The sequence below is a fragment of the Streptomyces sp. NPDC005774 genome, from assembly GCF_042871645.1.
In the GTDB taxonomy this organism is placed as follows: domain Bacteria; phylum Actinomycetota; class Actinomycetes; order Streptomycetales; family Streptomycetaceae; genus Streptomyces; species Streptomyces pratens.
Genome location: NZ_JBIAIV010000027.1, coordinates 72,273 through 97,188, shown reverse-complemented (window position 1 = coordinate 97,188; position 24,916 = coordinate 72,273). Strand labels below are relative to the sequence as shown.

The following is a 24,916-nucleotide window of genomic DNA, read 5'->3' as shown; positions in this document are numbered from 1 at the left end:
AACATCGCCGCCGCCCTACGACACCACGCCCGCGACACTGACCGCCCCGTCAACCTTCTCCTGACCGCATGACCGACGACTTTGCCGGGGCCCTGTCACCGTGCTCGATCCAGGAAATCCTGGCGACCACGAATCCCATCCGGGTCGCCACTTCCCCGCTGGGCGAGACCGGACCGCTCGCGCACCTCGGCGAGCTGATGGCCGCGCGCCTCGGCAAGGAGCCGGCGAGACTCCGCCTCCATGTCGGTGCCTCCACGTCGGTCGACTCGCACCACCGGCCCGTCCACTACGGTCGTCCGGTTTCTCTGCACCGGGCCTGCCGGATCGCCCGGGACCACCCGCCCGTGGCGCCGCCCGGTTCAGCGATCACGACCCCCTCCGCGCATACTCCAGCATGCTTGCCGCATGTCCTCGACGACTCGCATCACCGTCACCCTGCCAAGCGACCAGGTGGCAGAACTCCGCAAGCTCACGGACAGCGTGTCCGGCTATGTGGCGGAAGCGGTCGCCCGCCAGATCCGGCACCAGTTGCTGGGCGACGACCTGCGACGCCATGAAGAAGAGCACGGGAAGTTCAGCGACGAGGAACTCACGCAAGCCCGGTCGAAGATCTTCGGCGCCCTCGCCCCCTCCAAGAACGCGGACGCCGCATGACGGGACGCATCGAGACCGTGGTCCTGGATTCGGAAGGGCTTTCGGCCTGGATCGCGCAGAACCGCAAGTTCCTCGCGCTGCTGCAGGTGTTCCACGAGATGGGTGCCGGCCTCGTCATCGGAGCGAACACCATCGTGGAGGTCAGCCACTCGCGTACCGACATGCCACGCCTCAACTGGCTCCTGTCGCGCATCAAAGTGGAACCGGTCACCGAGCAGGCGGCGAAGGCCGCTGTGGAACTCCTCAAAGCAGCAGGACTCCACGGCCACAAGTACGCCCTCGACGCCACCGTGGCCGGAGTAGCCCTTCGCCGGCCACAGCCGGTCGCGCTACTGACGTCCGACAGCGACGACATGACAAAGCTCTGCGGTAGCCGCGTCCGGATCGTCTCCCTGTGACGCACCGGCTCATTCGGTTGCCCTGATGGGTGAGTGACCACGCACGGTCCACCAGCGCCGACGTGCCGAGAACATGGCGGGCCGCGTAGCAGGAGACGAGAGCATGCGCGCCTGATGCGAGAAGCTCGATAACCGCTGGTCGCGCGCCCTCGATCGCCTGCGGACCGTACGCAGCTCACTCGCCCACGGCGGTCCCGGCACACCGGCCCAAGGGGAACGATGAGCAGCTTGCGGATCAGCCGATACACCCATTCCAGGAACTGGCGCTGAAGTACTGACAGCGCTTGCGACACCCGTCGATTCCGCAGCCGACGTGACATGACCACCTCGTCACAGCCTTCCAGACGAAGGCAAATCGCCATGCAGCTTGAAGGAAGACCGCATATCGGATCATCCTTGGCGCCATGAGTCTCCTTTCTCCCTCCTTCGACATGCCCGCCATGGGCGACTACGCCTATGACTGGGCCCTGGTCGATGTGGAGACCTCGGGACTCATGGCCCGGCGGGACCGGGTGCTGTCCATCGCGGTCATCACGGTCGGTCCGGACGGCGAGCAGACCGGGGAGTTCTCGACGCTGCTCGATCCGGGATGCGATCCGGGCCCGGTGGAGGTGCACGGTCTCACCGTCGAGCAGTTGCAGGGTGCACCGACCTTCGACCAAGTCGCAGGGCAAATCGGAGCGATGCTCCAGGACCGGGTCCTGGTAGCCCACAACGCCCAGTTCGACTACGACTTCCTGGCCCACGAGTTCGCCCGTGCGCGGATGTGGCTGCCGGTGTCGCAGCGGCTGTGCACCCTGGCCCTGAACCGCCAGGTGGATCCGCCTACGGACGACATGAAGCTCGGCACCCTCGCCGCCCACTACGGCGTCCCCCAGCAGCGCGCTCACGATGCACTGGACGACACCCGGGTGCTTGCCGGGATCCTGCGGGCGTCACTGCGTGAGGCAGCTCGGCTCGATCTGCCCCTGCCACTGGTGACCTGCCCGCCGCGGGCGGACTCCCAGTTCACGCCGAAACCTCCGAAGACCCCCTGTGCCTACCGGAATCCGGGACGTCCGGCTCCCGGCGGACCGCTCCAGCAGGGGATGAAGGTCGCGATCACCGGTGAGACCGCCCACGCCCGGGCGGAGCTGGTCGGGCGGGCGGTCGCCGCCGGGCTGAACCTGATGACCTCCGTCAGCCGGCACACCAGCGTGCTGGTCACCAACGAACCTGCGTCCGATTCGGCGAAGGCCCGACGTGCACTCGCCGAAGGCGTGCCGGTCATCGACGAGCAGACCTTCCTGCGGCTGCTGGCCGACGTACGTCCGGGGACAGCACATGAGGCGACAGCCGTCAGAGGCGCCCCGGTGACTGAGCCGGGAGCAGAGCAGACCGGCCCCGTGGAGCCGGTGTCCGCCACGGTCCCTGCCGCCCCCGCCCCGGAAGCAGCGGTTCTCCCCACGGCCTCCCCCGGAGTGCCGGTCCCCGCTCCGCGCCGACCGGGATCTCCCGCCGGCACCTTGGACAAGCCCCTTGCGGGACATCGGGTGTTGGTGCTCGGTGGTACCCATGCCGATGCCGTGGCAGCTCGTACCCGCGTCGTCGAACTGGGCGCGTCCGCGGCGGTCAACCTGTCCGCCGGCGTCACCGACGTCGTGCTCCTGCCGGAGGGGGAGGGCGACCGGCGCATGAAGCGCATCACCGCCCTCGGACTCCCGGTGCACGACCTGCACTGGCTCGGCTCCCCGACCGCAACGGAGCAGAACGCGGTGGCTCTCCGGCCTCAGGAGCCTCACGTGCTGCCGAGGGGCGGCGTCATCGACCTGCCCATGCCGCACGGCGGACCCGCGCCGGATTGGTACGTCACCGCCGGTTGGACCCCGCAGTCCGACGGCGAGATCGACGTCGTCGCCTTCCTCCTCGACGAGGACGAACAGGTCACCTTCGACGAGGACTTCATCTTCTACGGAGCCCCGGAGAACCCCGCAGGGACAGCGCGCCTGCTGACCGGAGGCCCTGCCGAACAGACCATCGCCCTCGACCTGGCATCCCTGCCGCCCGCGACGCGGAAGATCGTCGTCGCTGCGGCCATCGACGGCTCCGCCACCTTCGGAACCGTCGGCGCGATCCAGATCGGTGCGGCCCCCGGCAGCAGCGGGGCGCCTCTCGCCCGGGCCACCCTGGACGCCGCCACCACCGAACGCACCATGCTGCTCGTGGAGATCTACCGCAGGGGCCCGGTATGGCGCCTACGCGCCGTCGGCCAGGGCTACGACCACGGCCTCGACGTCCTCGCACGGGGATACGGGGTCGCCATCGACGACTGAATGACGGTGCCGGACTCGGAGTGTCCAGTCCCAGGTGATGGCTGAGTTGCAACCTTCTTCACTGGTTCAAGGCCCGCGCAGGCGCGGGCGCGCGCCACCTCTGCGGCGCGACCTGCCTCCTGTCTGCGCCCCGGCCGGCCGCGCCCGGCGGCGCGCTACGTGCTGCGGACATGAACAAGGAAGTCAGCCGCGGGTCAAAGACATGCCTCCGGCGGGGGCGCTCAGGCTCCGAGATGGCGGGGGCGCCCCCGGAGAGTGCCAGCCGTCAGCGGCGAGCGCGGGGACCCCATCCCGTCCGCCGTCGACCCAGGCAGAGCCGAGCAGACACGGCCCCTGGCGTCCAGGCCATTCGTACAGTGGCGCGCTCCACCTTGACGCCCTTGAACCACGCCCGCTCCACGGTGTGCGGGTCGACGGCGGACGGGATGGAAGCTGAGAAGAGTGGTGGGTTGGGGTGGCACTTCAGCGCATACACTGATCGCAGAACGTGCAAAATACGGCTTGCTGAGTTCTTCGAGCCTCTCAGCAGAGGCGGTATGTACCCTCGCCCCATAAAGGATCTGTGCCCGCCGCGCCGGACCTCCTGATCTGGGTCATAGCCTGGGTCCTCGTCACCGTGATGTTCTGGTTGGTGGCCCAAGCGACCGGCAGCCCGAATAGCTGGTACGCGAGCGCACTGCTCGCAGGGGTCAGCGTCGCCGCCGGAGAACTCGTAGACCGCTATAAGCAGAAGCGCCGCATACGAAAGCGCAAGTCCTGACCAGGTCCGAGGGGTGCAGCAGCCTGCCAAAAGCGCCCCTGTTTCTGACATCAGCGCCTGACACCAACGAGCGTGAACAGCGACGATCGGCGCCGAACCTCAGCGCGCAGTCAGTCGAGGTACGGGGCGGGTTGACCAACGTCGACGGCTCCCCATGATCGACCTGATAAGGATGAGGCCATAGGTCAAACCCTGTGCCCACCGCGGGGCGCCGTCCTCGACCTATGGAAGGCGCCCTGTCGGCTTGCATCATTCATTGGGACTCCACCGACCTCACGACGAGGAGAACATATGAGACTCGCACCTATAGCCGCCTTAGTTCTCTCGTCTGCCGCCTGCTCGCAGGGTGTGCGCAGGAAAAGACCGACTTGCAGCTACCCAGCCACCCAGGTCGGCGACAGAAGGCGCCTGGTACGCGAGCAGCCAGGAGCAGCGCCAGTAGTACTGCGAGGCTTGCCGCGCGCACCACCCGCAGTATCCCATCCACATCCCTTCTTATCCGTCAGCAGAGTCGGAGGACGAATTCGCCGACAACTTCTACGACGTACTGAAGGAGAAGTTCTGAGCGCGATCAGGTCATGTGTCAAGGGGGCGCCTTTCCTGACATCTCCTTCTGACAGCGATAGAGGCGAACGGTGCCGGTCAGCGCTGAACCACACCGGCCCGATACCAATGGCCGTGAGGGGGATGCCGACGAAGCCGAGGGGCCCCGGCCTCGACGGCGAGCTGTCGCACGAGGACCTGCGATTCACCCACCACTGGGCCTGAACCGACGTCATCAACAGCGCGACCGAGCGCCTCGACGCCCTCCCGAACCCCGGTTGACCAGCAGATCCATCTGCCCCGACGAGCCTGACCCACCCCACCGGAAGCATGGAACCCGGCGCCCACCCAAGGCGACCATCGGGCCGGCGGCCTGCCCACACGTCCCAGCAGGCGGAGATCACCAAAAGGGTCACTTTTGATCCGTCGCCAGAGGGTCGGAATTCAGGCGTCGCCGAGACGAAGAAGAGCCCGTCAGCAAGCTGACGGGCTCCTGCGAAAGACCGAGGCTAACCTGCCGTCAGGTCAGATCGTCGGTGTCTCGTCGACGACCTCTTTGTGCGGTTCGACAATGAACTTCCAGCCGTCGCTGGGCTCCATGAATCGCACTCGGGTCGGGTAGATGTCCAAGGCGCGGCGGTCACGATTCTGGCTGCCCGCGTTCTTCCGTCCCCGGGCCGGCTCCTCGAACAAGTCGACCTTGACATCCGGCACCGCGACGACTTCCTCGCTCCAGCGCTGAACGATCCCCGCACCGAAGGCGTCCCGGGCGGCGGAGTAGAGCGACTCCAGAGATTCCTTGTTCCCGTTGGGCACAAAGAGGGCGAGGTTCAGGAGGACGCCGGCATTCTGAAGAACCTCGATTTCCTCTCCTGCCTTGTCGGCAATCCAGATCCCGCGCTCTTCAGCGTTGTCCGGGAGAACGCGAACCTCCTGACCGAAGATCGTCCTCGCGGTGAAGGAACCTCCCTCAAAATTCTTACCCAGCTCCGTAAGGGAAGCCGGGGCGTAGCAGTCGAGAGGAAGGCCATCTATCTCTGCCGAGACGAAGATTCCGTCCTGGAGACCCAATTCCGAAACCTCTTCGGCCGTAAGACGTCGGGCCGCGATCTTCTCGGTATTCACGCCATTCCCCTTTTTTCGTGGCGTCCTGCAAATTCATTGAAATTCTACCACGAAAACGATCACTCAGTTCCCATTCAGTTCCCTTGGGAGGACAGCAGAAGAATTCTGCCACGTCACCGGCGAAACGTGGCAAGCGCAGAGAAATGCCGCGAGACTCAAGAGGTTACCCACCCGCTTCGGGGGGGTGCTTTCGGCAACCAGGCCAGCCGTCAAGTGGAATGCGAGCAGACTTAGCGGCGAGCGCACCCGGCTCGTCCGGGCGGTACCACCGTCGGGACGAGTTCCGCGCTTGTTCGCAGAAGGCCGGTTCGCCCCGGGCCAGGGTCGGCACGGGGTCCAGGGCGTCCGGCCGGGCGGCATCGGGTATCCGTCGGCGCATGAGCACATGGTGTCCTCGGGAGGCCGCGTACGGAACATGTCGTGATCGAACTTCTGAAGCGGGGCGCGGAACGGGGCTTGCGGAATCGGCAAACGGGCTCGCCCTCCCGACTGGGCCTCCCGGCAGAGTCTTCCGCATCATCGGCGTTGAGTCGGCGGGCCGACGGGACGACGGGACTACGGGAGAGGGCCGCCCCGGCGCACGGCGGGCCGACGGCCCGGAGGAGACGCATGGCGCAGCACGCCGCGGAGATCACCCACCGGTCGGCCCCCTCGCCGGGAGGCCGGATCCACCTCGCGGAGCAGGGAACCGGACCGCTGGTGCTGCTCGTGCGCGGCTTCCCGAGTCCTGGTACTCCTGGCACCACCAGCTGCCGGCCCTCGCGGCGGCGGGGTACCGCGCGGTCACCGTCGACGTCCGCGGCTACGGCCGCTCCTCCGGGCCGGCCGCGACGGACGCGTACCGGATGCTCGCTCTGGTGGAGGACAACGTCGCGGTGGCGCACGCTCTCGGCGAGGAGCCAACGGTGGTCGTCGGCCACGACTGGGGCGCGACCATCGCCGCGAACTCCGCCCTGCTCAGGCCGGATGTCTTCCGCGCGGTGGGACTGCTGAGCGTTCCCTGCACCCCGCGCGGCGGCCCGTGTCCCGGCGAGACCTTCGCCCGGACGGGCGGGGAAGAGCAGGGCGAGGGGGTCGAGGAGTTCCACGTCTCGTACTTCCAGGAACCGGGACGCGCCGAGGCCGAGATCGAACCCGATGTGCGCGGCCGGCTCGCGGGCTTCTACGCGGCCCTGTCCGCCGACACCATGCCCGCCCCCGGAGCCCCCGCCCCCCACTTCGGCAGCAGGGTCGGGACGCTGCGCGACCGGTTCCCCGCCGGCCGGCGGCCCGCCTGGCTCGGCGAGAGCGACCTCGACGTCTACGCCGGGGAGTTCGAACGCGCCGGCCTCACCGGAGCGCTCGACCGCTACCGGAACATGGACCGCGACGGGGAGGACCTCGCTGCCTTCGACGGCGCCCCCGTCACCCAGCCGTCCCTGTTCATCGGCGGCGGCCTCGACGCCTCCACGGCTGGCCGGCCGACGCGATCGAGGCGTACCCGGTCACGCTGCCGGGCCTGGTCTCCTCCCACCTCCTCGACGGCTGCGGCCACTGGATCCAGCAGGAATGCCCCGCCGAGGTCAACCGGCTCCTGACCGACTGGCTCGCCGCGCTGCCCTCCTGACGCACTCATGCGCGCCGCCCGGACCGTTGCCGAGGCGCCGCGGGTGGGCCGCGGAGCACGCGGACGCCTTCAAGGCGTAGGTCCCCCGTCCGCCCCCGCCTGCCTCCGTCCGATCGGCTGCCGGTCACGGCACAGTGGGGGTATGAAGGAAGACGGCAGGAACCTTCTGGCCAGGGGACGCGTGGCGACCAGGCTGCCGGCCCAGGACCTGGAGCGGGCGCGGCGCTTCTACTTCGAGAAGCTCGGTCTGGAGCCCGTCGACGAACGGCCGGGCGGGTTGCTGTACCGGTGCGACGGCACGGAGTTCGCCGTGTTCCGGTCGGCGGGTGCCTCGTCCGGCGCCTTCACCCAGATGGGGTGGCAGGTCGACGACGTCGAAGCGGTCGTGTCGGAGCTGAGGCGGCGCGGCGTGGTGTTCGAGGTGGTAGACCTGCCGGGGTTCCGGACGGAGGACGGGATCGCCGAGATCGAGGGCAACTATCCGAGCAAGGGCGCCCGCGGTGAACGCGCCGCATGGTTCCGTGACAGCGAGGGAAACCTGCTGGGCATCGGCGAGCCGGTCGTGTGACCGCGTCCACGGCAACCGCCCCGCCTGCGACGGTCACCACGGGCGTTGGCGGGCCCCGTCGATCGCCACCTGCCACCTCCGCCCAGACCGTCTCGCCCATGGGCTCACGGGGATCCCAGCCCCAGCGCTCGGCCAGGACGTCCATCAGGAGCAGACCACGGCCGGACTCGCCGTCAGGACACGAGGGGGACGGAACCGCCGGTGGCCGTGACTGCGTGGAGGTGGCGGACAGGGTTCCCCGACATCGTCCCCGTCCGTGACAGCGAGGACTCCGTCAGCGGCTCGGGAAGGGGCCGGCCGACGGCCCGCTCGGCCGCGGCGACGGCCGAGCGCTCCGCGGGTGGTTCGAGCGCGGCGAACGTCCTCGGTGTGCTTGGCAAACCACGTCTCGATACGGATCCAGGACTCGGTGATCGAAGACGTCATGCACCGGAGCATGTCAGCCCGGCGCGGTGCGGCGATGTCCGGCCGAAGGAATCGGGACTTCCCTGAACCGGTATCCGAGGGCGCAGTCGAGCAGTTGCCCTATTCTTCAGGCGTGAAGAAATGGTGGAGGTCTCCGGGTAGTGCCTTCCGGGCTCTGGATCGGGCTCTGGGTGGGCAGCAGCGGCCGGATCGGCTGCATCAAAAGGTGGCCCGTCACCCGGTCAAATTCGGTCTCTGCCTGGCCGTTCCCTTTACGTTGTTCTTCTGGACGGTGACGCCCGAAGGGGAACCCGACGGTTTCCTGGTCGCTGTGCTCGGCGGGCTGCTCATGGGCTCTCTCTCTTCGGTCTCGTGGCCGTTCTGGAGCGGCTTCGGCAGCGTCGGCTCAGGCGGCTGGGGATATGGGACGGGTCTTGAACGGGTGGTGCCGATGCCCCGGAGACAAAGGCATATCGGCTGTCTCCGGCCGCATCGGACCGTTGGCGCCGAGGTAGACCCTGAGCGCCACCACCGCATGCCCACGGTTTCGGCGAGCGCGTCGTCCCGGGCGATGACGACGATGTGAGCCGGCGCGACCACGAAGCCGGCCGACAAAAAGCAGTCGCGATGTTGCGCCACCCTGCCCGATCATGCGCATATGCCACTGACAGCCACCCTCGCCCGAGTCGACGCGGATCTGGCAGCCGGCCGGGTGCCCATGGCACGCCAACGTCTGCGCGGACTGGTCTCTTCACTGCCCAACGACCTCACGCTTCGCCGTCGCCTGGCCGAGGTGTACCGGCTGTACGGTGAGCCCGCGGAAGCCGGGCGCTGGATGTACCTCGAGGAGGACAGGAACGCGGATGAGACCTCCGCCTTCGAAGCGAGGTACCGGACTCCTCAGGAGCGCATGAGGGCGCTTGCGTGGCGCGGTCCCGAGTCGCTCACCGGCTCCAGGTTCGCCATGGAGCAGCTGACAGCAGTACGAGTCGCCTGCTCCGACGCCCTGGGCCGCCCGGTGGACTGGGACTCGCTGCCCTCCGCTTCGGACGACGAACCGGACGCCGGGAGAAGCAAGTTCACCGGGCTTCTGGCGGGAGCCGGATGCCTGACGGTGATCCTCGTGATGCTGGGAATCTGGGTGAACGGACTCATCGCCCTCTTCGACTGACGGTGAGCACGGGTGACGGATGCGATCAGGGCTCCACCACCGCTGCCCGGCGCACCGGATCGAAAGCGAAGAGGATCCGGATCTCGCTGCTCCCGGACGATCCGTGCAGCCCTATGCCTGCGGTTTCCTCCGTCGGCAGAGGGCTCCTGATCGGTCGCCCGGTGTCAGTGGGGGAAGGGGCCGCCGAGCGTCTTGTACGTCAGCTTGAGCGATTTCACCGTGATCGACTTCGAACCGGTGCCGGTGATACCGGACTTGGAGCCCTTCAGCAGGTGGACCAGACCCCAACGGGTGTTGTCCAACTGCTCGTTGGTGTCGATGACCAGATCGGCGCGGCCGTCGCGGGTGTAGTCGGTGAGCTTGAGGTTCCGGCCGAAGTAGTCGTCTTTCTCGACGGCTCCCCCGACACCGGACGTGTTCTGGTGGTACGTCTTGGCTCCGGTGCCGGACAGGCCGCCCTTGCGGCCGAGCAGGACCGTGACCGTGCCGCCCCGGCGCTTGCCCGCGTGGTCCTCTCCGGGCGCGCCGACGGCGAGGTCCGCGTAGCCGTCGCCGTTGACGTCGCCGGCGGTGACGGCGGCACCGAAGTAGTCCTCCTTCTCCGAGGAGCCGGGTACGCCTGCTGTGTTCTGGGTGAACTTCACCGGCTTACGCGTCGCGTTCGGACCGCTGGAGCCGCCGTACTGGATCGTGACGTAGCCCCGGTACTGGTCCGGTTGCTCGTAGCCGCGGCCCAGAGCGAGGTCGCCGTAGCCGTCCTTGTCGAAGTCGCCGATGGTGGCGAAGGGGCCGCCGCCGACCTGGTGGCCGCCGTCGTCCGGTACGCGCAACTGGCTCGCGCGTCGGGTGAAGTCGGCGCCTCCGCGGTGGAAGTAGGCACACAGGTCCACGTCGTCGTACCCGCCTTGGAGGTCGAGGCCGACGATGTACAGGTCCGTCGCACCGTCGGCGGTGACCGGGCCCGCCGCCAACTGGGAGGCGTTCAGGTAGCCGTAGCTCTTACCGAGGGACTCCCAGCCGCTCTTCCCCCCGCTGCGGGTGAAGGGACCCTTGAGCAGGACGGCACCGGCCCGGCTGTCGCTGATCGCGGTGAGGTCCTGGTCGCCGTCGCCGTCGAAGTCCCCGGCCACGACGTCCAGCCCGAACTGGTCGCCCGATCCAGCGTATTCGGGTGCGATGGGCGAGTGGAAGACGGTGCCGGAGCCGAGGCCCTTCGCCCCGCCCCAGATGACGGTCAGGCCCCCGCGCATCCGGATGTCTCCGACGGCCTCACCGGGTGAGGCCACGACCAGGTCGGCGTAACCGTCTCGGTCGAGGTCGGCGTTGGTCGCGGCGAATCCCCACTGGTCCCCTTTCTCCACCGCGCCGGGTATGCCGGGCGAGTCCTGATGGATGGTCTGGACGCGCGTGCCGGGGCCGGTCGACGTGCCGTAGACGACGGTGACCCTGCTGTCCTTGCCGTGCGTCCCGCCGAGCATGACGAGGTCGCGGTAACCGTCGCCGTTGAAGTCGTCGGAGAGCTTGGCGGGAGCCGCGGCCGCCGTCGGGGCCACGAGGAGGGAGGTGCAGACCGCCACCACGAGTGCAGTGGCAGTGGCGAGGACGGTGCGTGAAGCGCGCATGGTTCTCCGTTGTCAGTGAAGTGCCCGAAGGGCCCCGACGTGCCCGTAGGGCGCTTGAACTGCGATCTTGGACTCGCACAGATGTCCAATGGTTGTACGCGGCACGGACGCGGACACGGGTGCGGATACCGATGCGGGTGCGGGTGCGGGTGCCTTCGGCTCACGGCTCGTCGGCCGACTGCGGGAACTGTGGCTTCGTTACGTCCGCTGCCCAGGGGTATTCGTGGGGCGCTGTGGGCTCGTGTTCGTGCAACGGGCCTCCTCCTACAACTGGTCCCGGGTCGGCCCTTCCGCGCCACTGTGCGAACGCTCCCCGCCGCGCTGAGAGGCCGACTTCGGGTCACTCAGGGAGGCCTTGCCGGCGGTCCTGGACTCGCCCGACCTGGCCCGCTCCTTGTTGACCGTCCGGGCCGCGATCTCCTTGGCCCGCTTCGACGACTCGCCACGGTCCTCGGCGCTCTCCTTGATGTGTTCGTACTGACGTTCACGCTTGGAGCTGGATCCGGCCGGCATGGTGCTTCTCCCTGTCTGACGGAATCGCGGACTCGCGTCCGGACTGCGGTCGGGTGGCGGGCCCCTCCAGTGGCGGGGCCGTCGGGACCGACGGGTTCCCTGGGAACCCGCCCGAGCACCCGGCCGTCGTGCCCTCCCGCCCCCACTCCCGCCCCCGCCCCCGTCCCACTCCCAATCCCGCTCCCACCACTCGGCGGTGTCAGTCCTGCGCGGGTGTCAGTCCTGCACGAGTTGATCGGCCAGGCGATGCGCCTGGGCCAGCAGCGTTCCGTAGGTCGCCAGCGCGGCCGGATCGTCGGGCACGGCTGCCGGCAGCCGTCGGCGGAACTCGTCCAAGGTGCGGTGAAGTTCCCCGACCGCCTCGCGCAGCTCCTCAGCGGCGGAGTCGTCACGGCCGCCCGGACCGAACCGGGTCCGACCGTACAGCCGGATGGCGCAGGCCGTATGGCACAGGAAATCCGCGTAGGCACGGGTGAGTTCCGGGGCCGGCCGGTCCGCTTCCTCGATGTCCGCCGTCTCCCATACGGTCCTGGTCACGCCCGCGGTGTGGACGGCGACGTAGTCGAGCACGTCCACCGCGTCGGTGTACTCCCCGCCGGGCGGGGAGGGAGCCCGCTTGCGACGCCCGAGCGGGTTGACGCGCATGCTTTCCCGGCTCCAGCCGAGCGCCGACCGCGCCTGGTCGACCAGACGGCCCAGACGCAACGCCCGCACATGCCAGTCCCCGGCCGCATGGGCGTCCCACTCACCGGTGGCCAGCCCGTCGGCCACCGCGCCCAGGAGCTCGTACGCCTCCCGGGCCGTGTCCTCCAGCGCGGCGCGGGCGTCCCGCAGGTACACCGGAGGCAGGATCAGCACGTTGACCGCCACTCCGACCAACGCGCCGAAGACCGCCTCCAGGACACGGGCGGCCGACCCGGCGACGGTGACCTCGCCACCGGTCAGCACGAAAAGCGCACCGGTGGCGGCGTAGACACCTTGGCTCCCCAGGCGCTGCCACTGGCCGAGGAGCAGCACCGCCGGAAGCACCAGGGCCATCGCGACCATCGTGCTGTCCAGCAACAGCGCCACCGCCGCCGCCAGCGCCGTACCCACCCCGATCGCCGCGAGCTGCTGCAGCCCGTGCGCGACCGACCGGTACACCGTCGACTCCACCAGCACCACCGCGACCCACGGCGCCACGAACGCCATCGGCGCCTGGAGCCACCAGCCCATCACCGCCCACGCCACCCAGGCGGCCAGCGCCCCCTTGCCCGCCTGCACTGCCAGATCCCGCTCACGGCCCGGGCCTTCCCATGCCCGTCGGACGGCCGTGACGGCTGTTCCGGCCCAGCGCCGTGCAGCCCGGTTCGCCCTCCGTATCCACTCCATGGGACAGCAAGTGCCACACCAGGGACGAGACGCACCTACGGTTCCGGAATCGAAGCCGGCCGGTGCGGTCCGGCCCACGGCACCATCGGCGCGGAAGGCCGCGAACACAGGAGGGGACCTCGGAGCGGACATCGGAGGGAACATCGGAGCGGAGTCCGAAAGAGTTGACATGTCTCACCCCTATGCATGAGTGGCCGTGGGCCGGATACCCGCAGGGCATGGCGCGGACAGTGGGATGGCACGGAAAGCACGGCGGGCAGACCTCTGCCGAGAACCGCGAGGACGAGAACCGCCAAGCCGAGGACCGCCAGGCCGCGGACCACCAAGCCGAGGACCGCGAGGCTGTGGACCGCGAGGCCGAGGCGGGACGAGCCGGGGCAGGGCGAGCCGGGACAGGGCGAGCCGGGACAGGGCGAGCCGGGGCAGGGCGGGATCCCGACGCCGGACCTGGCGCGCAGGTGGAGGAGCGGGCGCCGGACAGCCCCACCGACCTGCCCAAACGCTCCTGGGGCGCGGTCCTGAAAGGCACCCTGAAGGAGTTCCAGAAGGACGAGCTGACCGACCGGGCCGCTGCGCTGACCTACTACTCGATCCTGGCGCTGTTTCCCGCGCTGCTGGCGCTGGTGTCGCTGCTGGGGGTCGTCGGGCAGTCGGCCACGCAGTCGGTCCTGGACAACATCCAGAAGCTCGCGCCGGGCCCGGCGCAGGACGTCCTGCGCACCGCGGTGCAGCAGATGCAGGGCCGGAGCGGGATCGGCTCGATCGTGGCGATCGTGGGTCTGGTGCTGGCGGTGTGGTCGGCCTCGGGCTATGTCGCCGCGTTCATCCGCAGCGCCAACGCGGTCTACGACGTCCCCGAGGGCCGTCCGGTGTGGAAAGTGCTGCCGGTGCGGGTCGGCGTGACCGTGCTGCTGATGGTGATGGCCGTGATCAGTTCGCTGATCGTGGTGTTCACCGGCGGCCTGGCCCGGCAGGCCGGCGATGCGCTCGGGGTCGGTGACGCGGCGCTGACCGTGTGGTCGATCGCGAAGTGGCCGGTGCTGGTTCTCCTGGTCACGGTGATGATCGCGGTCCTGTACTGGGCCACCCCGAACGCGAAGGTCCGCGGCTTCCGCTGGATCACGCTGGGCAGCTTCCTCGCGCTGGTGATCTGGATGGTCGCCTCGGCGGGGTTCGCGCTGTACGTGGCGAACTTCGGCTCGTACAACAAGACCTACGGGACCTTCGCCGGTGTGATCATTTTTCTGGTGTGGCTGTGGATCACCAACCTGGCCATCCTGCTCGGCCTGGAGTTCGATGCGGAGCTGGCCCGCCAGCGCGCCGTCGCCGGTGGCCATCCGCCCCACGAGGAGCCCTACGTGGAGCCGCGCGACACCCGGAAGTGGGACGAGGAGGACCGCCGCCGCCTCGATTCCTGACGGTCCGCTCTCCCGGAGGGGCACCGCCGAGTCCACGGCGGCGCCCGGGCGATCCCGTCCGTCACGACGACTGCGGGTGATGATCCGTACGAGGTGAGGGAGCGGTCGGCGCCGCCGGCCGGGCGTACAAGCAGCAGATGCTCGACCTGTTGGACATCCGGTCGGGACACTCCGTTCTGGACGCGGGGTGCGGCCCCGGCACGGATCTGCCGGCGCCGACGGAACGCGTCGGGGACGGGGGCGCCGTGATCGATGTGGACCGTGCCCCGGCCATGCCGACCCGGGCGCGCACGGACGGCCTGCGCCAGGTGGAGATCCGCGAGGGGGACGTCCGCACCAGGTCCCCGGGCAGGGCGAGGGCACCCGTCTCGATGGTGTGGGCAGACCGCCGGAACACTCCTGAGGCCCGCGGATCGCCTCATCCAGGCTTGCGCCTGGCCTTCCCGACGTCCAGGTGGAGCATCGCCCGGACAGCGAGCCGAGCGGGCGCCGGTTGGTGAACCCGTCGGGCCGAGGAAATCAGCGGTCGTCGGTGCCCGCTGCCGACCGCCGTCGGTCAGCCCTTCTTCACGACGCCGGACTTGAGCTGCATCGCCCCGAAGCCCTCGACCTTGCAGTCGATGTCGTGGCCGTCGACACCGTCGATCAGCCGGATGTCGCGCACCTTGGTACCGGCCTTGATGCCTGACGGGCTCCCCTTGACCTTGAGCGTCTTGACGACGACCACGGTGTCGCCGTCCCGCAGCACATTGCCGACGGCGTCCTTCACGACGCGCTCCCCCTCCGCGTCCCCGCCCTCCGAGCCGCTCTCGGGGTTCCATTCATGGGCGCACTCCGGGCACACCACCAGTGAATTCATCTCGTAGGTGTACTCACAGGCACACTCCGGGCAGGGGGGAGGATTTTCCATCATCTCGCGAGCGTATCCGGACATCAGTGCGCTCGGCGAACAGCCCGGGGTGCCCCTCGCGGGTGCCTGCGGGCCCCTTCGAGGACCTTGTCCACCGGTGCCGTTCACGGCGCGACCTGCCCCGGGGAGTCCGCACAGTGGCCCGGCGAAGAGCGTGGCATGACCACTACCACTCGGCCGGAACACGGGACGTCACTACGATCACCGGTCATGGACTGGGTCGAGCGGGCAGCCGAGTTGAGGCAGTGGAGCAAGGGGGCGGTACGGGCTCCGCACAAGCCGTTGCTGTTGCTGTACGCCCTCGGCCGGTTCCAGCGGGAGGGCGACGACTGCGGACTGCGCTACAGCACCGTGGAAGAGGACCTGAAGCGGCTGCTGGCCGAGTACGGGCCGCCCCACAGGACATCGCCCGCCTACCCGTTCCATCATCTGGTCAGCGACGGGGTGTGGGAGGTGCGTACCGATCGCGGGGCCGGCAGTCCGGGCACCGGGGTGCGGGAACTGCGTGCGAGGGGCGCCACCGGGCAGCTCGTGCCGGAGCTGCGGGTCGCGTTGCGGCGGGAGCCGTCGCTGCTCGGCAGGATGGCGCGGGTGCTGCTCGACGCGAACTTCCCGCCCTCGCTGCACGACGAGGTGTGCGAGGCCGTCGGCCTGGAGTCGGCGCCGGACCTCCCCGAACGGCTCCCCGACGCCCGCAGGCAGCAACGGGACCGCCGGATGCGGGACTTGGTGCTCACCGCGTACGAGTACCGGTGCGCCTTCTGCGGCTATGACGGCCGGCTCGGGAGCGTGTCCGTCGGACTGGAGGCCGCGCACGTGCGCTGGTGGGCGTTCGACGGCCCGGACGACGTCGACAACGGGCTGTGTCTGTGCTCGCTGCACCACAAGCTCTTCGACAAGGGCGTCCTCGGGGTCGGATGGGGGTCCCCCCGCTCATGGGGGTCCCCCCGCTCGAGCGGAGTCGAGAGTGGGGGAGAAGCCGAGAGCGAGGAAGAAGCCGCGAGCGGGGGGAGTCACCGCATCCTGGTCTCGCAACGCTTCGTCGGGCACGGCGCCGCGGCCCGCGCGCAGGTGACCGAGCTCTCCGGGCGGCCGCTCATCGGTCCGCAGCCGGGGGCCGCCCCCGTCGCGGCGACCCACCGCTCCTGGCACATCGAGCAGGTGTTCCGGGGCGACCCGCGCCCGGCCCACGCGGCCCCGTCATCGGTGTGAACTCCTGCGCAGCCACTCCCCCACCACCATGACGTCCTTCTCGGTGAGGCCCTTCGCGGGGTCCACCCGGAGCAACAGGGCGGGCGCCGGGTGGACCGACTCGATCCACAGCCGGTCCATCGCGCCGATCTCGTCGTCCAGCCAGACGAACGGGCGGTGCCCGGCCCACTCCGACAAGGGGCGCGTCTTCCAGTGGAGGCCCCGCGGCGCGGGCGGGTCGGTCTCCGGCCAGTCCACCACCGGCAGCCTCGGCAGGCCGAGGCGCGGGGCGATCGTGTCGTTCGCCTCGTGCTGCCAGGTCGTCGCCCACACCAGGTCGCAGGGCAGGGCGAGCAGAGAGGCGCCCACGGTGGGGTCGAGGCGGCCCAGCAGGGGGTTGCCCCCGTGCGTGAGCGGCTCCCGCGCGGTCTCCCCGAAGGGGATCAGCGGGCCGTCCACGTCCAGGAAGAGGACCGGGCGAGGCGGTGGGACCGGCATGCGCCCACCGTCTCACGGGTGCATCCGCGCCCCCTTCAGGACCTTGTCCACCGCGTTCCTCGGGCCGTGGACGGCCAGGCCGACCAGGTCCAGGTCCGCCGTGCCCACGGCGCGAACCGCCGCGCGGTTGGCGTCGTCGTGGCCCGTGGCGAACAGGTCGCCGGTGAACAGCGCGCGCGGCAGGGCACGGGACAGCGCGCGCGTGTGGGCCGCCGTCAGGGTCTCCTTGGTGCCCTCGAAGACCAGGACCGGCTGGCGGAACATCGGCAGGTAAGGCACGTCGTCCGCGTCCTCGTAGGGCTCGCCGATCAGTTCGGGGACCTTGCTGCCCAGGCCGCTGACCAGGAACGCGGTGACGTTGAGGCGCTGCCAGGTTTCCAGGTCCTCGCGCAGCAGGACGGCGATCTTCGTGTCGAAGCGAGTGCTCATGCCCTGAGACTGCCGATCGGCGTACGTCTCCGTCTTGTACGTTGTTTGCATGGCCGCAGCGCGCGCGGAGCGCCCCGAGCGGATCGTTTCCGCCTGGCGGCCCCGGGTTCCGGGTGTCGTCGAGGTGTTCCACGCCCGCTTCACCGAGTACGCCTATCCGATGCACGTCCACGACGCCTGGACGCTCCTCCTCGTCGACGACGGCGCCGTACGGTACGACCTGGACCGGCACGAGCACGGCACCCCGCACGACACCGTGTCCCTGCTCCCGCCGCACGTTCCGCACAACGGCGCCTCCGCCACCCCGGACGGCTTCCGCAAGCGGGTGCTGTACCTCGACGGGACGCACCTCGGGGACGAGCTGATCGGGTCCGCCGTCGACCGGCCCGACCTGCGTGATCCGCTGCTGCGGCGGCGTGTCGGGCAGGTGCACGCGGCGCTGGTGGAGCCCGGCGACGAGTTCGAGGCGGAGAGCCGGCTGACGCTCGTCGGGGAGCGGCTGCGGGCCCATCTGCGGTCGCGGGACACCGCGCGGGAGCCCCTGCGTGATCCCGTCCTCGCGCGGCGGCTGCGGGAGTTGCTCGACGAGCGGGTCGTGGAGGGGCTGCGCCTGGCGGAGGCCGCGGGGCTGCTGTCCGCGCATCCCGCCCATCTCGTACGGGCGTTCAGCGGCGCCTACGGCATCGCCCCGCACCAGTACCTGATGTCCCGCCGGGTGGGGCGGGCCCGTCGGCTGCTGCTCGAGGGCCGGCCGCCGATCGAGGTCGCGGTGGCCACCGGCTTCTACGACCAGGCCCATCTCACGCGGCACTTCCGGAAGCTGGTCGGCGTCACGCCGGGCCGTTACCGGACCACATTCGACACCGTTCCCCCGGTGTCGGCCGCCTGCACGGGCGGGGCGGTGAACACCCCGAGGGCGGGGCTTCCGTGAACGCTGCCGTAAGAGCTGCCGTGAGAGCGAATCCGCCTGTGCGCCTGCGCGTCCTCTTCACGCAGGAACCCTGAACGCCAGGACCCGCGTCACGGCAGACCGACAACCCATGCCCGCACACATATTCGAGGGCTCTGCGGTGAACTGTATTGGCCTGCGGAGACCTTCGGTGACCTGCGGTGTTCCTACTCGCCCGCGGGCCGCTCGATCAGTCGCGCGAACGCGTCCAGGTTCCGGGTCGACTCGCCGCGCGACACCCGCCAGGCATGCTCCTTGCGGATCGCGGTGGCGAACCCGAGTTCCAGAAGGGTGTTGAAACTTCCGTCGGCGGCCTCCAGGACCTGGCCGAGCAGCCGGTCGACCTCGTCGGGGGTGACGGCGGCCAGCGGGAAACGGCCGGTGACGTAGATGTCGCCGAGCGGGTCCACGGCGTAACCCACGCCGTACAGCTTGAGGTTGCGCTCGAGGAGCCAGCGGTGGACGGCGGCCTCGTTCTCGTCGGGGTGGCGGACGACGAAGGCGTTGAGGGAGAGCGAGTGACGGCCGACGATGAGGGAGACCGTCGTGGACAGTTTCCGGGTGCCGGGCAGCTTCACCACGTACGTGCCGGGGGTCGGACTCTCCCACTCGAGCTCCGCGTCCTTCAGTACGCCCTCGACGACCCGTGCCGCCCGCTGCTCCGCTTCCGCCGCCCTGTCAGCCATGGTGGGAGCGTACGTGACGGCGGTGCGCCTGCGTCGCGGCCGTGTAGACGTCGGCTGTGGCGGCGGCCGCCCTGTCCCAGCCGAAGGACCGGGCGTGCAGGGCGGCGGCCTCGCCCATCCGGTCCACGAGGTGCGGCGCGTCGGCGAGATCACGCAGCACGCGCGCGTACGCGCGCGGGTCGTGGCCCTGGACGAGGAAACCGGTGTCCCCGTCCCGTACGGCCACCGGCAGTCCGCCGACCGAGGCCGCGAGCACCGGGGTACCGGCCGCCTGCGCCTCTATGGCGACCAGCCCGAAGGACTCGCTGTAGGACGGCATGACGAGGACGGACGCGGCCCGGAACCAGTCCGCGAGCTGCTCCTGCCCGACCGGCGGACAGAACCGTACGACGTCGGCGACGCCCAGGCGGGCGGCGAGCTTCTGCAGCCCCTCGGGCTTGGCGAGGCCGCTGCCGCTGGGACCGCCGACCACGGGGACGCAGATCCTCGAGCGCAGCTCGGGGCGCTCGCCGAGCAGGACGGCGACCGCGCGGAGCAGCACGTCCGGAGCCTTGAGGGGCTGGATGCGGCCCGCGAAGAGCGGGATCAGGGCCTCCTGGGGCAGGCCGAGGCGGGCGCGGGCGGCGGCCCTTCCGTCGGCTGGGCGGAAGCGGGACAGGTTGACGCCGGGGTGGACGACGGCGACCTTGTCCTGCTCGGCCTCGTAGTGCCGGACGAGTTCGCCCGCCTCGTCGGCGGTGTTGGCGATCAGCCGGTCCGCGGCGGCGACGATCTGGGTCTCGCCGATGACGCGGGCCGCCGGTTCGGGGGTGTCGCCGTCGGCGAGGTTGGCGTTCTTGACCTTGGCCATGGTGTGCATGGCGTGCACCAGGGGGACGCCCCAGCGCTGGGCGGCCAGCCAGCCGACGTGGCCGGAAAGCCAGTAGTGGGAGTGGACCAGGTCGTAGTACCCGGGCCGGTGACCGGCCCAGGCCTGCATCACGCCGTGGGTGAAGGCGCACAGCTGGGCCGGCAGCTCCTCCTTGGCGAGGCCCTCATAGGGGCCCGCGTCGACGTGCCGGACGAGGACACCGGGCGCCAGGTGGACGGTGGGCGGGAGGGCGGCGGCGGTCGCGCGCGTGAAGATCTCGACCTCGATGTTGATCGCGGCGAGGCACTGGGCGAGTTCCACGATGTAGACGTTCATGCCGCCGGCGTCGCCGGTGCCCGGCTGGTGGAGCGGGGAGGTGTGCACGGAGAGCATCGCCACACGGCGGGGCCTGCGGTGCAGTCGCAGCCGTGGGGGTGCGGCGGGAGAGCGCCGCCCGAGCCTGGCGATGTACTGGCTCACGTGCCGGTTCTCCTCGCTGCGGGCATGGCTGTGGGGGCATGGCTGTGGGGGCACGTGGTGCGCCCGCCAGTTCCCCAACACCGGAGGGACACGTTCCCATTTCCGGACGACCTCCCCGGATCGCGACTTTGCCGAATCATTACCGAGTATCGCTCAACCGTTCGAACGTGGAATGTGTGGGGTGCGCGGGCGGCGCGGGAGGCGCGGCACCGGCCGATGCGGACCCGCTCCGGGGCCCGCATACCCTCGTACGCATGACCGCCCGCGCCGTCGCCCTCCCCCACTCTCGGCTTCTCCCCCACTCTCGACTCCGCTCGAGCGGGGGGACCCCCATGAGCGGGGGGACCCCCATCGTGGGCGCGGTGACGCGCGGGACCACCAACCCGAACCGCCTGCGCCGCATGGACCGCTGGATCGCGGCCACGCACGGCGCCGAACTGCGCCGCACCGAGCACCCCGTCGCCGTCGACCTCGGCTACGGCGCCGCCCCCTGGACGGCGGTCGAGCTGCTGCACCGTCTCCGTACCGTGGCTCCGCGCGCGCGGGTGGTGGGCGTCGAGATCGAACCGGCCCGGGTCGCGGCGGCCCGCCCGTACGAGCACGAGGGGCTGTCCTTCCGGCACGGCGGCTTCGAGATCCCGCTCCCCGGCCGGCCGGCACTGGTCCGCGCGGCGAACGTCCTGCGCCAGTACGACGAGGCCGAGGTCGCCGCCGTATGGCAGCGGCTGTGCGCACGGCTCGCACCGGCCGCCCCGGAACGGGGCTCGCGCGGAGGGCTGCTGGTCGAGGGGACCTGCGACGAGATCGGACGGCGGCACGTCTGGGTTGCCCTCGGCCCCGAAGGGCCGCGCACGGTCACGTTCGCGACCCGCCTCGGCTCCCTGGAACGCCCCTCGGACCTGGCGGAACGCCTGCCGAAGGCACTCATCCACCGCAACGTCCCCGGCGAGCCGGTGCACGCCTTCCTGCGCGACTTCGACCGCGCCTGGGCGGCGGCGGCGCCCTACGCCTCGTACGGCGCCCGCCAGCGCTGGATCCGTACGGTGCGGGGCCTCGCGGCCGACTGGCCGGTGACGGACGGCCCGGCGCGGTGGCGGCAGGGCGAAGTCACGGTGCGGTGGGAGGCCCTGGCGCCCCGAGGGTGAGTCGTTCGTCACATCGACGGGGCGATCGTCATGACGAGGAGGGGGAGACGGGAAGGGTCACCTCTGGTTCACTTCACAGGTCGGCGTGGCAACATCCCCCGAGCAGCAGGATGTTACTGACGATTAACCATTTTGGGGGCGGGGTCATGAAGGCGGGCAGGCGCACTCTGACGGCGACGGCGGTGGCCGTGGTCTGCGCGATCACCGTGCTGGCGGCACCGGGCGCGGCGTTCGCCGCCCCCACCCCCCGACCCTCCCCGAGCGCGGCGGCGGGCGCCGGCGCGCATCCCGGCACGGACCCCGAGGTCGCACCGTCCAAGGATCTCGAAGCCGTCCGCAAGAAGCTCGAGAAGTTCTACCGCGCGGCGGCCGTCGCCACCGAGGAGTACAACGCCGTCGAGGAGAGGACGAAGCAGCAGTCCGCCGAGATCGTCAAGCTGACCGGGAAGATCGTCGAGGGCCAGGAGAAGCTGGACGACCTGAAGGACCGCGCGGGCGCCGCGGCCGCCTCCCAGTACCGCGACGGCGGACTGCCGCCCGAGGCCCACCTGATGCTGAGCGACACCCCCCAGGACTTCCTCGTCGACGCGGGCCGGATACGTCAGGGCCAGCACGCGGCCAAGGGCCTGCTCGGTGAGATGAAGCGCACCCAGGAGGACTTGGAGCAGTACGCGGAGGACGCCGAAGCCCAGTGGCGGAAGCTGGAAACGGGCCGCAAGGCCAAGGCCAAGGCACAGCGGAAGATCGAGAAGAGGATCGCGGAGGCCGAGAAGGTCGAGTCCGAGCTGGAGCAGGAGGAGAAGGAGCGCCTGGCCGAACTGGAGCGGCAGGCCGCCCGGAAGGCCCAGGCCGCCTGGCTGAAATCCGGCGCCCTCGAAGGCACCGCGGCCGCGGCGACCGGGCAGGGTAAGAAGGCCGTCGCGTACGCCACCGCCCAGATCGGCAAACCGTACGTGTGGGGCGCCGAGGGCCCGAAGGCGTACGACTGCTCGGGGCTGACCTCACAGGCGTGGATATCGGCCGGGCAGGCCATCCCGCGCACCTCGCAGGAGCAGTGGAGACAGCTGCCGCGCGTCGCCGTCAAGGACATGCGGCCGGGCGACCTCATCATCTACTGGGACGACGCCAGTCACGTCGGCATCTACACCGGCGACGGCTCCATGGTGCACGCCCCACGCCCGGGCCGGACGGTGACGACCGCCGGCGCCGGTTCGATGCCCATCCTCGGGGTGGTACGTCCGGGCGGGACCGCCGACGAAAGCGGAGGCGACACCGGAGGCGGAAGCAAGAACGAGAACGGGCGTGGCAACGGGAGCGGGAGCGGAAACGCGAACTCGGCATCGCACACGACGACCGAGGCCAAGGACGCGGACACAGGCACGGACACGGACACGGCCGCGAACTGAGTGACCCGGGTCTCGTGCCCTTCCACCCCGCTCGGCCCACCCGCTCGGCCCACCCGCTCGATCCGCCCGTGACCTGCACCACGTGACCCAATCCACGCAATGGGTGTCACCAAACCCCCGTGGACGTGACGTTCGTCATTCCGGCTGCATCTCCGAGCCTGTCCAACTGGTGCCCATTACGCGGCATATGACACTGGCTGATGGCCGGGCAACGTGCTCCACACCATTCCGCTGCGGCGCCGACACCCGCTATCGTCCCCGCTGGAAAGGGCACCCCTGCTCGCACGGAGTCGGTGAACACGGGACGGGCCGAGAGCCCACGCCCCCACCACGCCCTCGGGGGGAGGGAAGGAACCCGGAACAATGCCCGCATCCGTACCGCGGCAGAGAACGCTCCCGGCCGCGGAAAGCGGTCAGGCGCACGCCGCATCCATGAACAGCGGTCCCGCCGAGGGTGCCCCGGAGGCGGGGACAACGGCCCCGCACACGGCGGAACACCCCGCGATCAGCACCATCGGCAGCACCGCGAACGGCAGCGTCGAAGGCGACACCTGCACCGAAACCGACATCGACACCGCGCACCACACGGGGAAGGCCAGGACCAGGATCACGCCGGACAGCGCCGAGGCGACCTCGCTCGCCCCCACCAACCTCACCCTGCTGCTGATCGAGGACGACCCGGCAGGCTCGCCGATCGTGCCCGAGCTGCTCGACCGGGGTGGCAGGCCGATCCGCGTCCGCACCGCCCGCAACCTCACCGAGGCCGAGCGGCTGCTGACCGACGACGTCCACTGCATCCTCCTGGACCTCGCCCTGCCCGCACCCGGCAGCCGGCCGGCAAACGGCGGAAACGGGTCGAGTGGCGCGAACGGTAGCGGCGGTAGCGGCGGCGATGAGGGCGACGACGAGCTCGCCGTGCTCAAGCACGTGCTGGAGCTCGCGCCCCGGCACGCCGTCCTCGCACTGACCGCGTCCGGCGACGCCGAGCGGGGCGCCGAAGCGGTGCGCGTGGGCGCCCAGGACTATCTCTTCCGTGACGAGCTGGACAGCAGGCTGCTGAGCAGGGCCATCCGGTACGCGGTGGAGCGCAAGCGGTCCGACTCGGCCGAGCGCCGGCTCGCCGAGGGCAGACTGCACGCCCGGGAGAACCGCCGGCTGGAACGCGGACTGCTGCCGACGCCACTCCTGGACGGCTCCCCGCTCCACTTCGCCGCCCGCTACCGTCCGGGCCGCTCGCGCGCCCTGCTCGGCGGTGACTTCTACGACGTCGTCCGCACCCCGGACGGCACCGTGCACGCCATGATCGGCGACGTCTGCGGCCACGGCCCGGACGAGGCCGCCCTCGGCGTGGAGCTGCGGATCGCCTGGCGGGCGCTGACCCTGGCGGGCCTGTCCGGGGACGAGCTGCTGGGCACGCTGCAGCAGGTGCTGGAACACGAGCGCGCGGACGACGAGATCTTCGCGACCCTCTGCACGGTGGACATCTCCCCCGACGGCCGGGAGGCGGGCCTGTGCCTGGCCGGCCATCCGTCACCGCTGTTCGCCCGCCCGGGGCACCCCGCGCGGCTGCTGCCGTACGACGACAACGGCCCCGCGCTCGGACTGCTGTCCGACGCCCGCTGGCCGCGTACACAGGTGGAGCTGGGCACCGAGTGGAGCCTGATGCTCTACACCGACGGCCTGATAGAGGGCCGCGTCGGCGACAGCGGGGAACGGCTCGGCCAGGACGGCATGGTCGGTATGGTCCGCCGCCAGCTCACCGACGGCCTGCGCGGCGAGGAACTGCTCCGAGCGGCGGTCAACGAGGTCCGCGCCCTCAACGGCGGCGAGCTGGCCGACGACGTGGCGGTACTCCTCCTGGACCGGGTGCCACAGCCGTAACCGTGGCCGGTCCAGCCCTGTCCGA

At 70.3% G+C, this 24,916-nt stretch carries 22 protein-coding genes and 2 pseudogenes; 15 read left to right on the top strand and 9 right to left on the bottom strand.

The window, feature by feature from the left end; translation table 11 throughout:
• Positions 1–405 precede the first annotated feature (405 nt).
• From ACFYQA_RS23750 to ACFYQA_RS23735, 4 genes are all read left to right on the top strand, one after another.
• The gene (locus ACFYQA_RS23750; protein ID WP_388921207.1) at positions 406–654 is read left to right on the top strand and encodes a hypothetical protein; all 249 of its coding nucleotides are present in this window, start codon (positions 406–408) and stop codon (positions 652–654) included.
• Positions 651–1,052 carry a DNA-binding protein gene (locus ACFYQA_RS23745; protein ID WP_388921204.1) on the top strand — a complete coding sequence of 134 codons (402 nt, stop codon included), beginning with the start codon at positions 651–653 and terminating at the stop codon, positions 1,050–1,052. Before ACFYQA_RS23750 ends, ACFYQA_RS23745 begins: the two co-directional genes overlap by 4 nt.
• 404 nt (positions 1,053–1,456) lie before the next feature.
• Positions 1,457–3,364, top strand: a complete 1,908-nt coding sequence (locus ACFYQA_RS23740; RefSeq protein ID WP_388921201.1) for a TerD family protein — start codon at positions 1,457–1,459, stop codon at positions 3,362–3,364.
• Positions 3,365–3,926: 562 nt separating this feature from the next.
• Positions 3,927–4,124, top strand: coding sequence for a hypothetical protein (locus ACFYQA_RS23735; RefSeq protein WP_388921198.1), 198 nt, complete (start codon positions 3,927–3,929; stop codon positions 4,122–4,124).
• Between the two features lie 1,068 nt (positions 4,125–5,192).
• Here the strand turns inward: ACFYQA_RS23735 and ACFYQA_RS23730 are convergent.
• On the bottom strand, positions 5,193–5,792 hold the full coding sequence (locus ACFYQA_RS23730) for a hypothetical protein (RefSeq protein WP_388921195.1): 600 nt from the start codon (positions 5,790–5,792) through the stop codon (positions 5,193–5,195).
• A 609-nt stretch (positions 5,793–6,401) separates the two neighbouring features.
• On the opposite strand from ACFYQA_RS23730, the pseudogene ACFYQA_RS23725 reads away from it, so the two are divergent.
• From ACFYQA_RS23725 to ACFYQA_RS23710, 4 genes and pseudogenes are all read left to right on the top strand, one after another.
• A pseudogene (locus ACFYQA_RS23725) lies at positions 6,402–7,398 on the top strand (alpha/beta fold hydrolase).
• A gap of 142 nt (positions 7,399–7,540) precedes the next feature.
• A complete protein-coding gene (locus tag ACFYQA_RS23720; protein WP_388921193.1) occupies positions 7,541–7,966 on the top strand; it encodes a VOC family protein in 426 nt (141 codons plus the stop codon).
• Between the two features lie 409 nt (positions 7,967–8,375).
• Positions 8,376–8,957, top strand: coding sequence for a hypothetical protein (locus ACFYQA_RS23715; protein WP_388921190.1), 582 nt, complete (start codon positions 8,376–8,378; stop codon positions 8,955–8,957).
• A 72-nt stretch (positions 8,958–9,029) separates the two neighbouring features.
• Positions 9,030–9,542, top strand: coding sequence for a DUF6584 family protein (locus ACFYQA_RS23710; RefSeq protein WP_388921187.1), 513 nt, complete (start codon positions 9,030–9,032; stop codon positions 9,540–9,542).
• Positions 9,543–9,706: 164 nt separating this feature from the next.
• Here ACFYQA_RS23710 and ACFYQA_RS23705 read toward each other — a convergent pair whose 3' ends face one another.
• From ACFYQA_RS23705 to ACFYQA_RS23695, 3 genes and pseudogenes are all read right to left on the bottom strand, one after another.
• Positions 9,707–11,164 carry an FG-GAP and VCBS repeat-containing protein gene (locus ACFYQA_RS23705; protein WP_388921184.1) on the bottom strand — a complete coding sequence of 486 codons (1,458 nt, stop codon included), beginning with the start codon at positions 11,162–11,164 and terminating at the stop codon, positions 9,707–9,709.
• 267 nt (positions 11,165–11,431) lie between these two features.
• Positions 11,432–11,677: pseudogene (locus ACFYQA_RS23700) on the bottom strand (plasmid stabilization protein); the annotation flags it as partial.
• Between the two features lie 216 nt (positions 11,678–11,893).
• A complete protein-coding gene (locus tag ACFYQA_RS23695) occupies positions 11,894–13,048 on the bottom strand; it encodes an aromatic acid exporter family protein (protein ID WP_388921181.1) in 1,155 nt (384 codons plus the stop codon).
• Between the two features lie 218 nt (positions 13,049–13,266).
• Between ACFYQA_RS23695 and ACFYQA_RS23690 the strand changes: the two genes are divergently transcribed.
• A complete protein-coding gene (locus ACFYQA_RS23690; protein WP_388921178.1) occupies positions 13,267–14,466 on the top strand; it encodes a YihY/virulence factor BrkB family protein in 1,200 nt (399 codons plus the stop codon).
• Between the two features lie 137 nt (positions 14,467–14,603).
• Positions 14,604–14,966, top strand: a complete 363-nt coding sequence (locus tag ACFYQA_RS23685) for a hypothetical protein (protein WP_388921175.1) — start codon at positions 14,604–14,606, stop codon at positions 14,964–14,966.
• Positions 14,967–15,022: 56 nt separating this feature from the next.
• Here ACFYQA_RS23685 and ACFYQA_RS23680 read toward each other — a convergent pair whose 3' ends face one another.
• Complete coding sequence (locus ACFYQA_RS23680) at positions 15,023–15,379, bottom strand: zinc ribbon domain-containing protein YjdM (protein WP_388921172.1); 357 nt, start codon at positions 15,377–15,379, stop codon at positions 15,023–15,025.
• A 207-nt stretch (positions 15,380–15,586) separates the two neighbouring features.
• On the opposite strand from ACFYQA_RS23680, the gene ACFYQA_RS23675 reads away from it, so the two are divergent.
• Positions 15,587–16,588, top strand: a complete 1,002-nt coding sequence (locus tag ACFYQA_RS23675; RefSeq protein ID WP_388921169.1) for a phosphorothioated DNA-binding restriction endonuclease — start codon at positions 15,587–15,589, stop codon at positions 16,586–16,588.
• Here ACFYQA_RS23675 and ACFYQA_RS23670 read toward each other — a convergent pair.
• Both ACFYQA_RS23670 and ACFYQA_RS23665 read right to left on the bottom strand, forming a co-directional pair.
• Positions 16,577–17,065: an HAD domain-containing protein gene (locus ACFYQA_RS23670; protein WP_388921167.1), complete on the bottom strand. Its 489-nt coding sequence runs from the start codon at positions 17,063–17,065 to the stop codon at positions 16,577–16,579. The two genes, ACFYQA_RS23675 and ACFYQA_RS23670, sit on opposite strands and share 12 nt — an antisense overlap.
• Before the next feature lie 12 nt (positions 17,066–17,077).
• On the bottom strand, positions 17,078–17,494 hold the full coding sequence (locus ACFYQA_RS23665; RefSeq protein ID WP_388921164.1) for a DUF2000 family protein: 417 nt from the start codon (positions 17,492–17,494) through the stop codon (positions 17,078–17,080).
• A 49-nt stretch (positions 17,495–17,543) separates the two neighbouring features.
• Here ACFYQA_RS23665 and ACFYQA_RS23660 point away from each other — a divergent pair, with 49 nt between their 5' ends.
• The gene (locus ACFYQA_RS23660; RefSeq protein ID WP_388921161.1) at positions 17,544–18,425 is read left to right on the top strand and encodes an AraC family transcriptional regulator; all 882 of its coding nucleotides are present in this window, start codon (positions 17,544–17,546) and stop codon (positions 18,423–18,425) included.
• Between the two features lie 185 nt (positions 18,426–18,610).
• Here the strand turns inward: ACFYQA_RS23660 and ACFYQA_RS23655 are convergent, their stop codons facing one another.
• A complete protein-coding gene (locus tag ACFYQA_RS23655; RefSeq protein WP_388921158.1) occupies positions 18,611–19,129 on the bottom strand; it encodes a YbjN domain-containing protein in 519 nt (172 codons plus the stop codon).
• The gene (gene mshA / locus ACFYQA_RS23650; protein ID WP_388921155.1) at positions 19,122–20,459 is read right to left on the bottom strand and encodes a D-inositol-3-phosphate glycosyltransferase; all 1,338 of its coding nucleotides are present in this window, start codon (positions 20,457–20,459) and stop codon (positions 19,122–19,124) included. Before mshA ends, ACFYQA_RS23655 begins: the two co-directional genes overlap by 8 nt.
• Before the next feature lie 353 nt (positions 20,460–20,812).
• Between mshA and ACFYQA_RS23645 the strand changes: the two genes are divergently transcribed.
• From ACFYQA_RS23645 to ACFYQA_RS23635, 3 genes are all read left to right on the top strand, one after another.
• Positions 20,813–21,604, top strand: a complete 792-nt coding sequence (locus ACFYQA_RS23645; RefSeq protein WP_388921222.1) for a class I SAM-dependent methyltransferase — start codon at positions 20,813–20,815, stop codon at positions 21,602–21,604.
• Positions 21,605–21,750: 146 nt separating this feature from the next.
• Positions 21,751–23,010 (top strand): NlpC/P60 family protein, encoded by a 1,260-nt coding sequence (locus ACFYQA_RS23640; protein WP_388921152.1) that lies wholly within the window; start codon positions 21,751–21,753, stop codon positions 23,008–23,010.
• Between the two features lie 432 nt (positions 23,011–23,442).
• On the top strand, positions 23,443–24,891 hold the full coding sequence (locus ACFYQA_RS23635; RefSeq protein WP_388921149.1) for a PP2C family protein-serine/threonine phosphatase: 1,449 nt from the start codon (positions 23,443–23,445) through the stop codon (positions 24,889–24,891).
• Positions 24,892–24,916: the final 25 nt, after the last annotated feature.

What these genes read in the sequence shown, in the direction of transcription:
- ACFYQA_RS23705 (WP_388921184.1), bottom strand. Translation starts at nt 11,164, where the DNA reads ATGCGCGCTTCACGCACCGTCCTCGCCACTGCCACTGCACTCGTGGTG.
- ACFYQA_RS23675 (WP_388921169.1), top strand. Translation starts at nt 15,587, where the DNA reads ATGGACTGGGTCGAGCGGGCAGCCGAGTTGAGGCAGTGGAGCAAGGGG.
- ACFYQA_RS23655 (WP_388921158.1), bottom strand. Translation starts at nt 19,129, where the DNA reads ATGGCTGACAGGGCGGCGGAAGCGGAGCAGCGGGCGGCACGGGTCGTC.
- ACFYQA_RS23750 (WP_388921207.1), top strand. Translation starts at nt 406, where the DNA reads ATGTCCTCGACGACTCGCATCACCGTCACCCTGCCAAGCGACCAGGTG.
- ACFYQA_RS23695 (WP_388921181.1), bottom strand. Translation starts at nt 13,048, where the DNA reads ATGGAGTGGATACGGAGGGCGAACCGGGCTGCACGGCGCTGGGCCGGA.
- ACFYQA_RS23690 (WP_388921178.1), top strand. Translation starts at nt 13,267, where the DNA reads ATGGCGCGGACAGTGGGATGGCACGGAAAGCACGGCGGGCAGACCTCT.
- ACFYQA_RS23685 (WP_388921175.1), top strand. Translation starts at nt 14,604, where the DNA reads ATGCTCGACCTGTTGGACATCCGGTCGGGACACTCCGTTCTGGACGCG.
- ACFYQA_RS23635 (WP_388921149.1), top strand. Translation starts at nt 23,443, where the DNA reads ATGAACAGCGGTCCCGCCGAGGGTGCCCCGGAGGCGGGGACAACGGCC.
- ACFYQA_RS23660 (WP_388921161.1), top strand. Translation starts at nt 17,544, where the DNA reads ATGGCCGCAGCGCGCGCGGAGCGCCCCGAGCGGATCGTTTCCGCCTGG.
- ACFYQA_RS23670 (WP_388921167.1), bottom strand. Translation starts at nt 17,065, where the DNA reads ATGCCGGTCCCACCGCCTCGCCCGGTCCTCTTCCTGGACGTGGACGGC.
- ACFYQA_RS23680 (WP_388921172.1), bottom strand. Translation starts at nt 15,379, where the DNA reads ATGATGGAAAATCCTCCCCCCTGCCCGGAGTGTGCCTGTGAGTACACC.
- ACFYQA_RS23740 (WP_388921201.1), top strand. Translation starts at nt 1,457, where the DNA reads ATGAGTCTCCTTTCTCCCTCCTTCGACATGCCCGCCATGGGCGACTAC.
- ACFYQA_RS23710 (WP_388921187.1), top strand. Translation starts at nt 9,030, where the DNA reads ATGCCACTGACAGCCACCCTCGCCCGAGTCGACGCGGATCTGGCAGCC.
- ACFYQA_RS23640 (WP_388921152.1), top strand. Translation starts at nt 21,751, where the DNA reads ATGAAGGCGGGCAGGCGCACTCTGACGGCGACGGCGGTGGCCGTGGTC.
- ACFYQA_RS23665 (WP_388921164.1), bottom strand. Translation starts at nt 17,494, where the DNA reads ATGAGCACTCGCTTCGACACGAAGATCGCCGTCCTGCTGCGCGAGGAC.
- ACFYQA_RS23720 (WP_388921193.1), top strand. Translation starts at nt 7,541, where the DNA reads ATGAAGGAAGACGGCAGGAACCTTCTGGCCAGGGGACGCGTGGCGACC.
- ACFYQA_RS23745 (WP_388921204.1), top strand. Translation starts at nt 651, where the DNA reads ATGACGGGACGCATCGAGACCGTGGTCCTGGATTCGGAAGGGCTTTCG.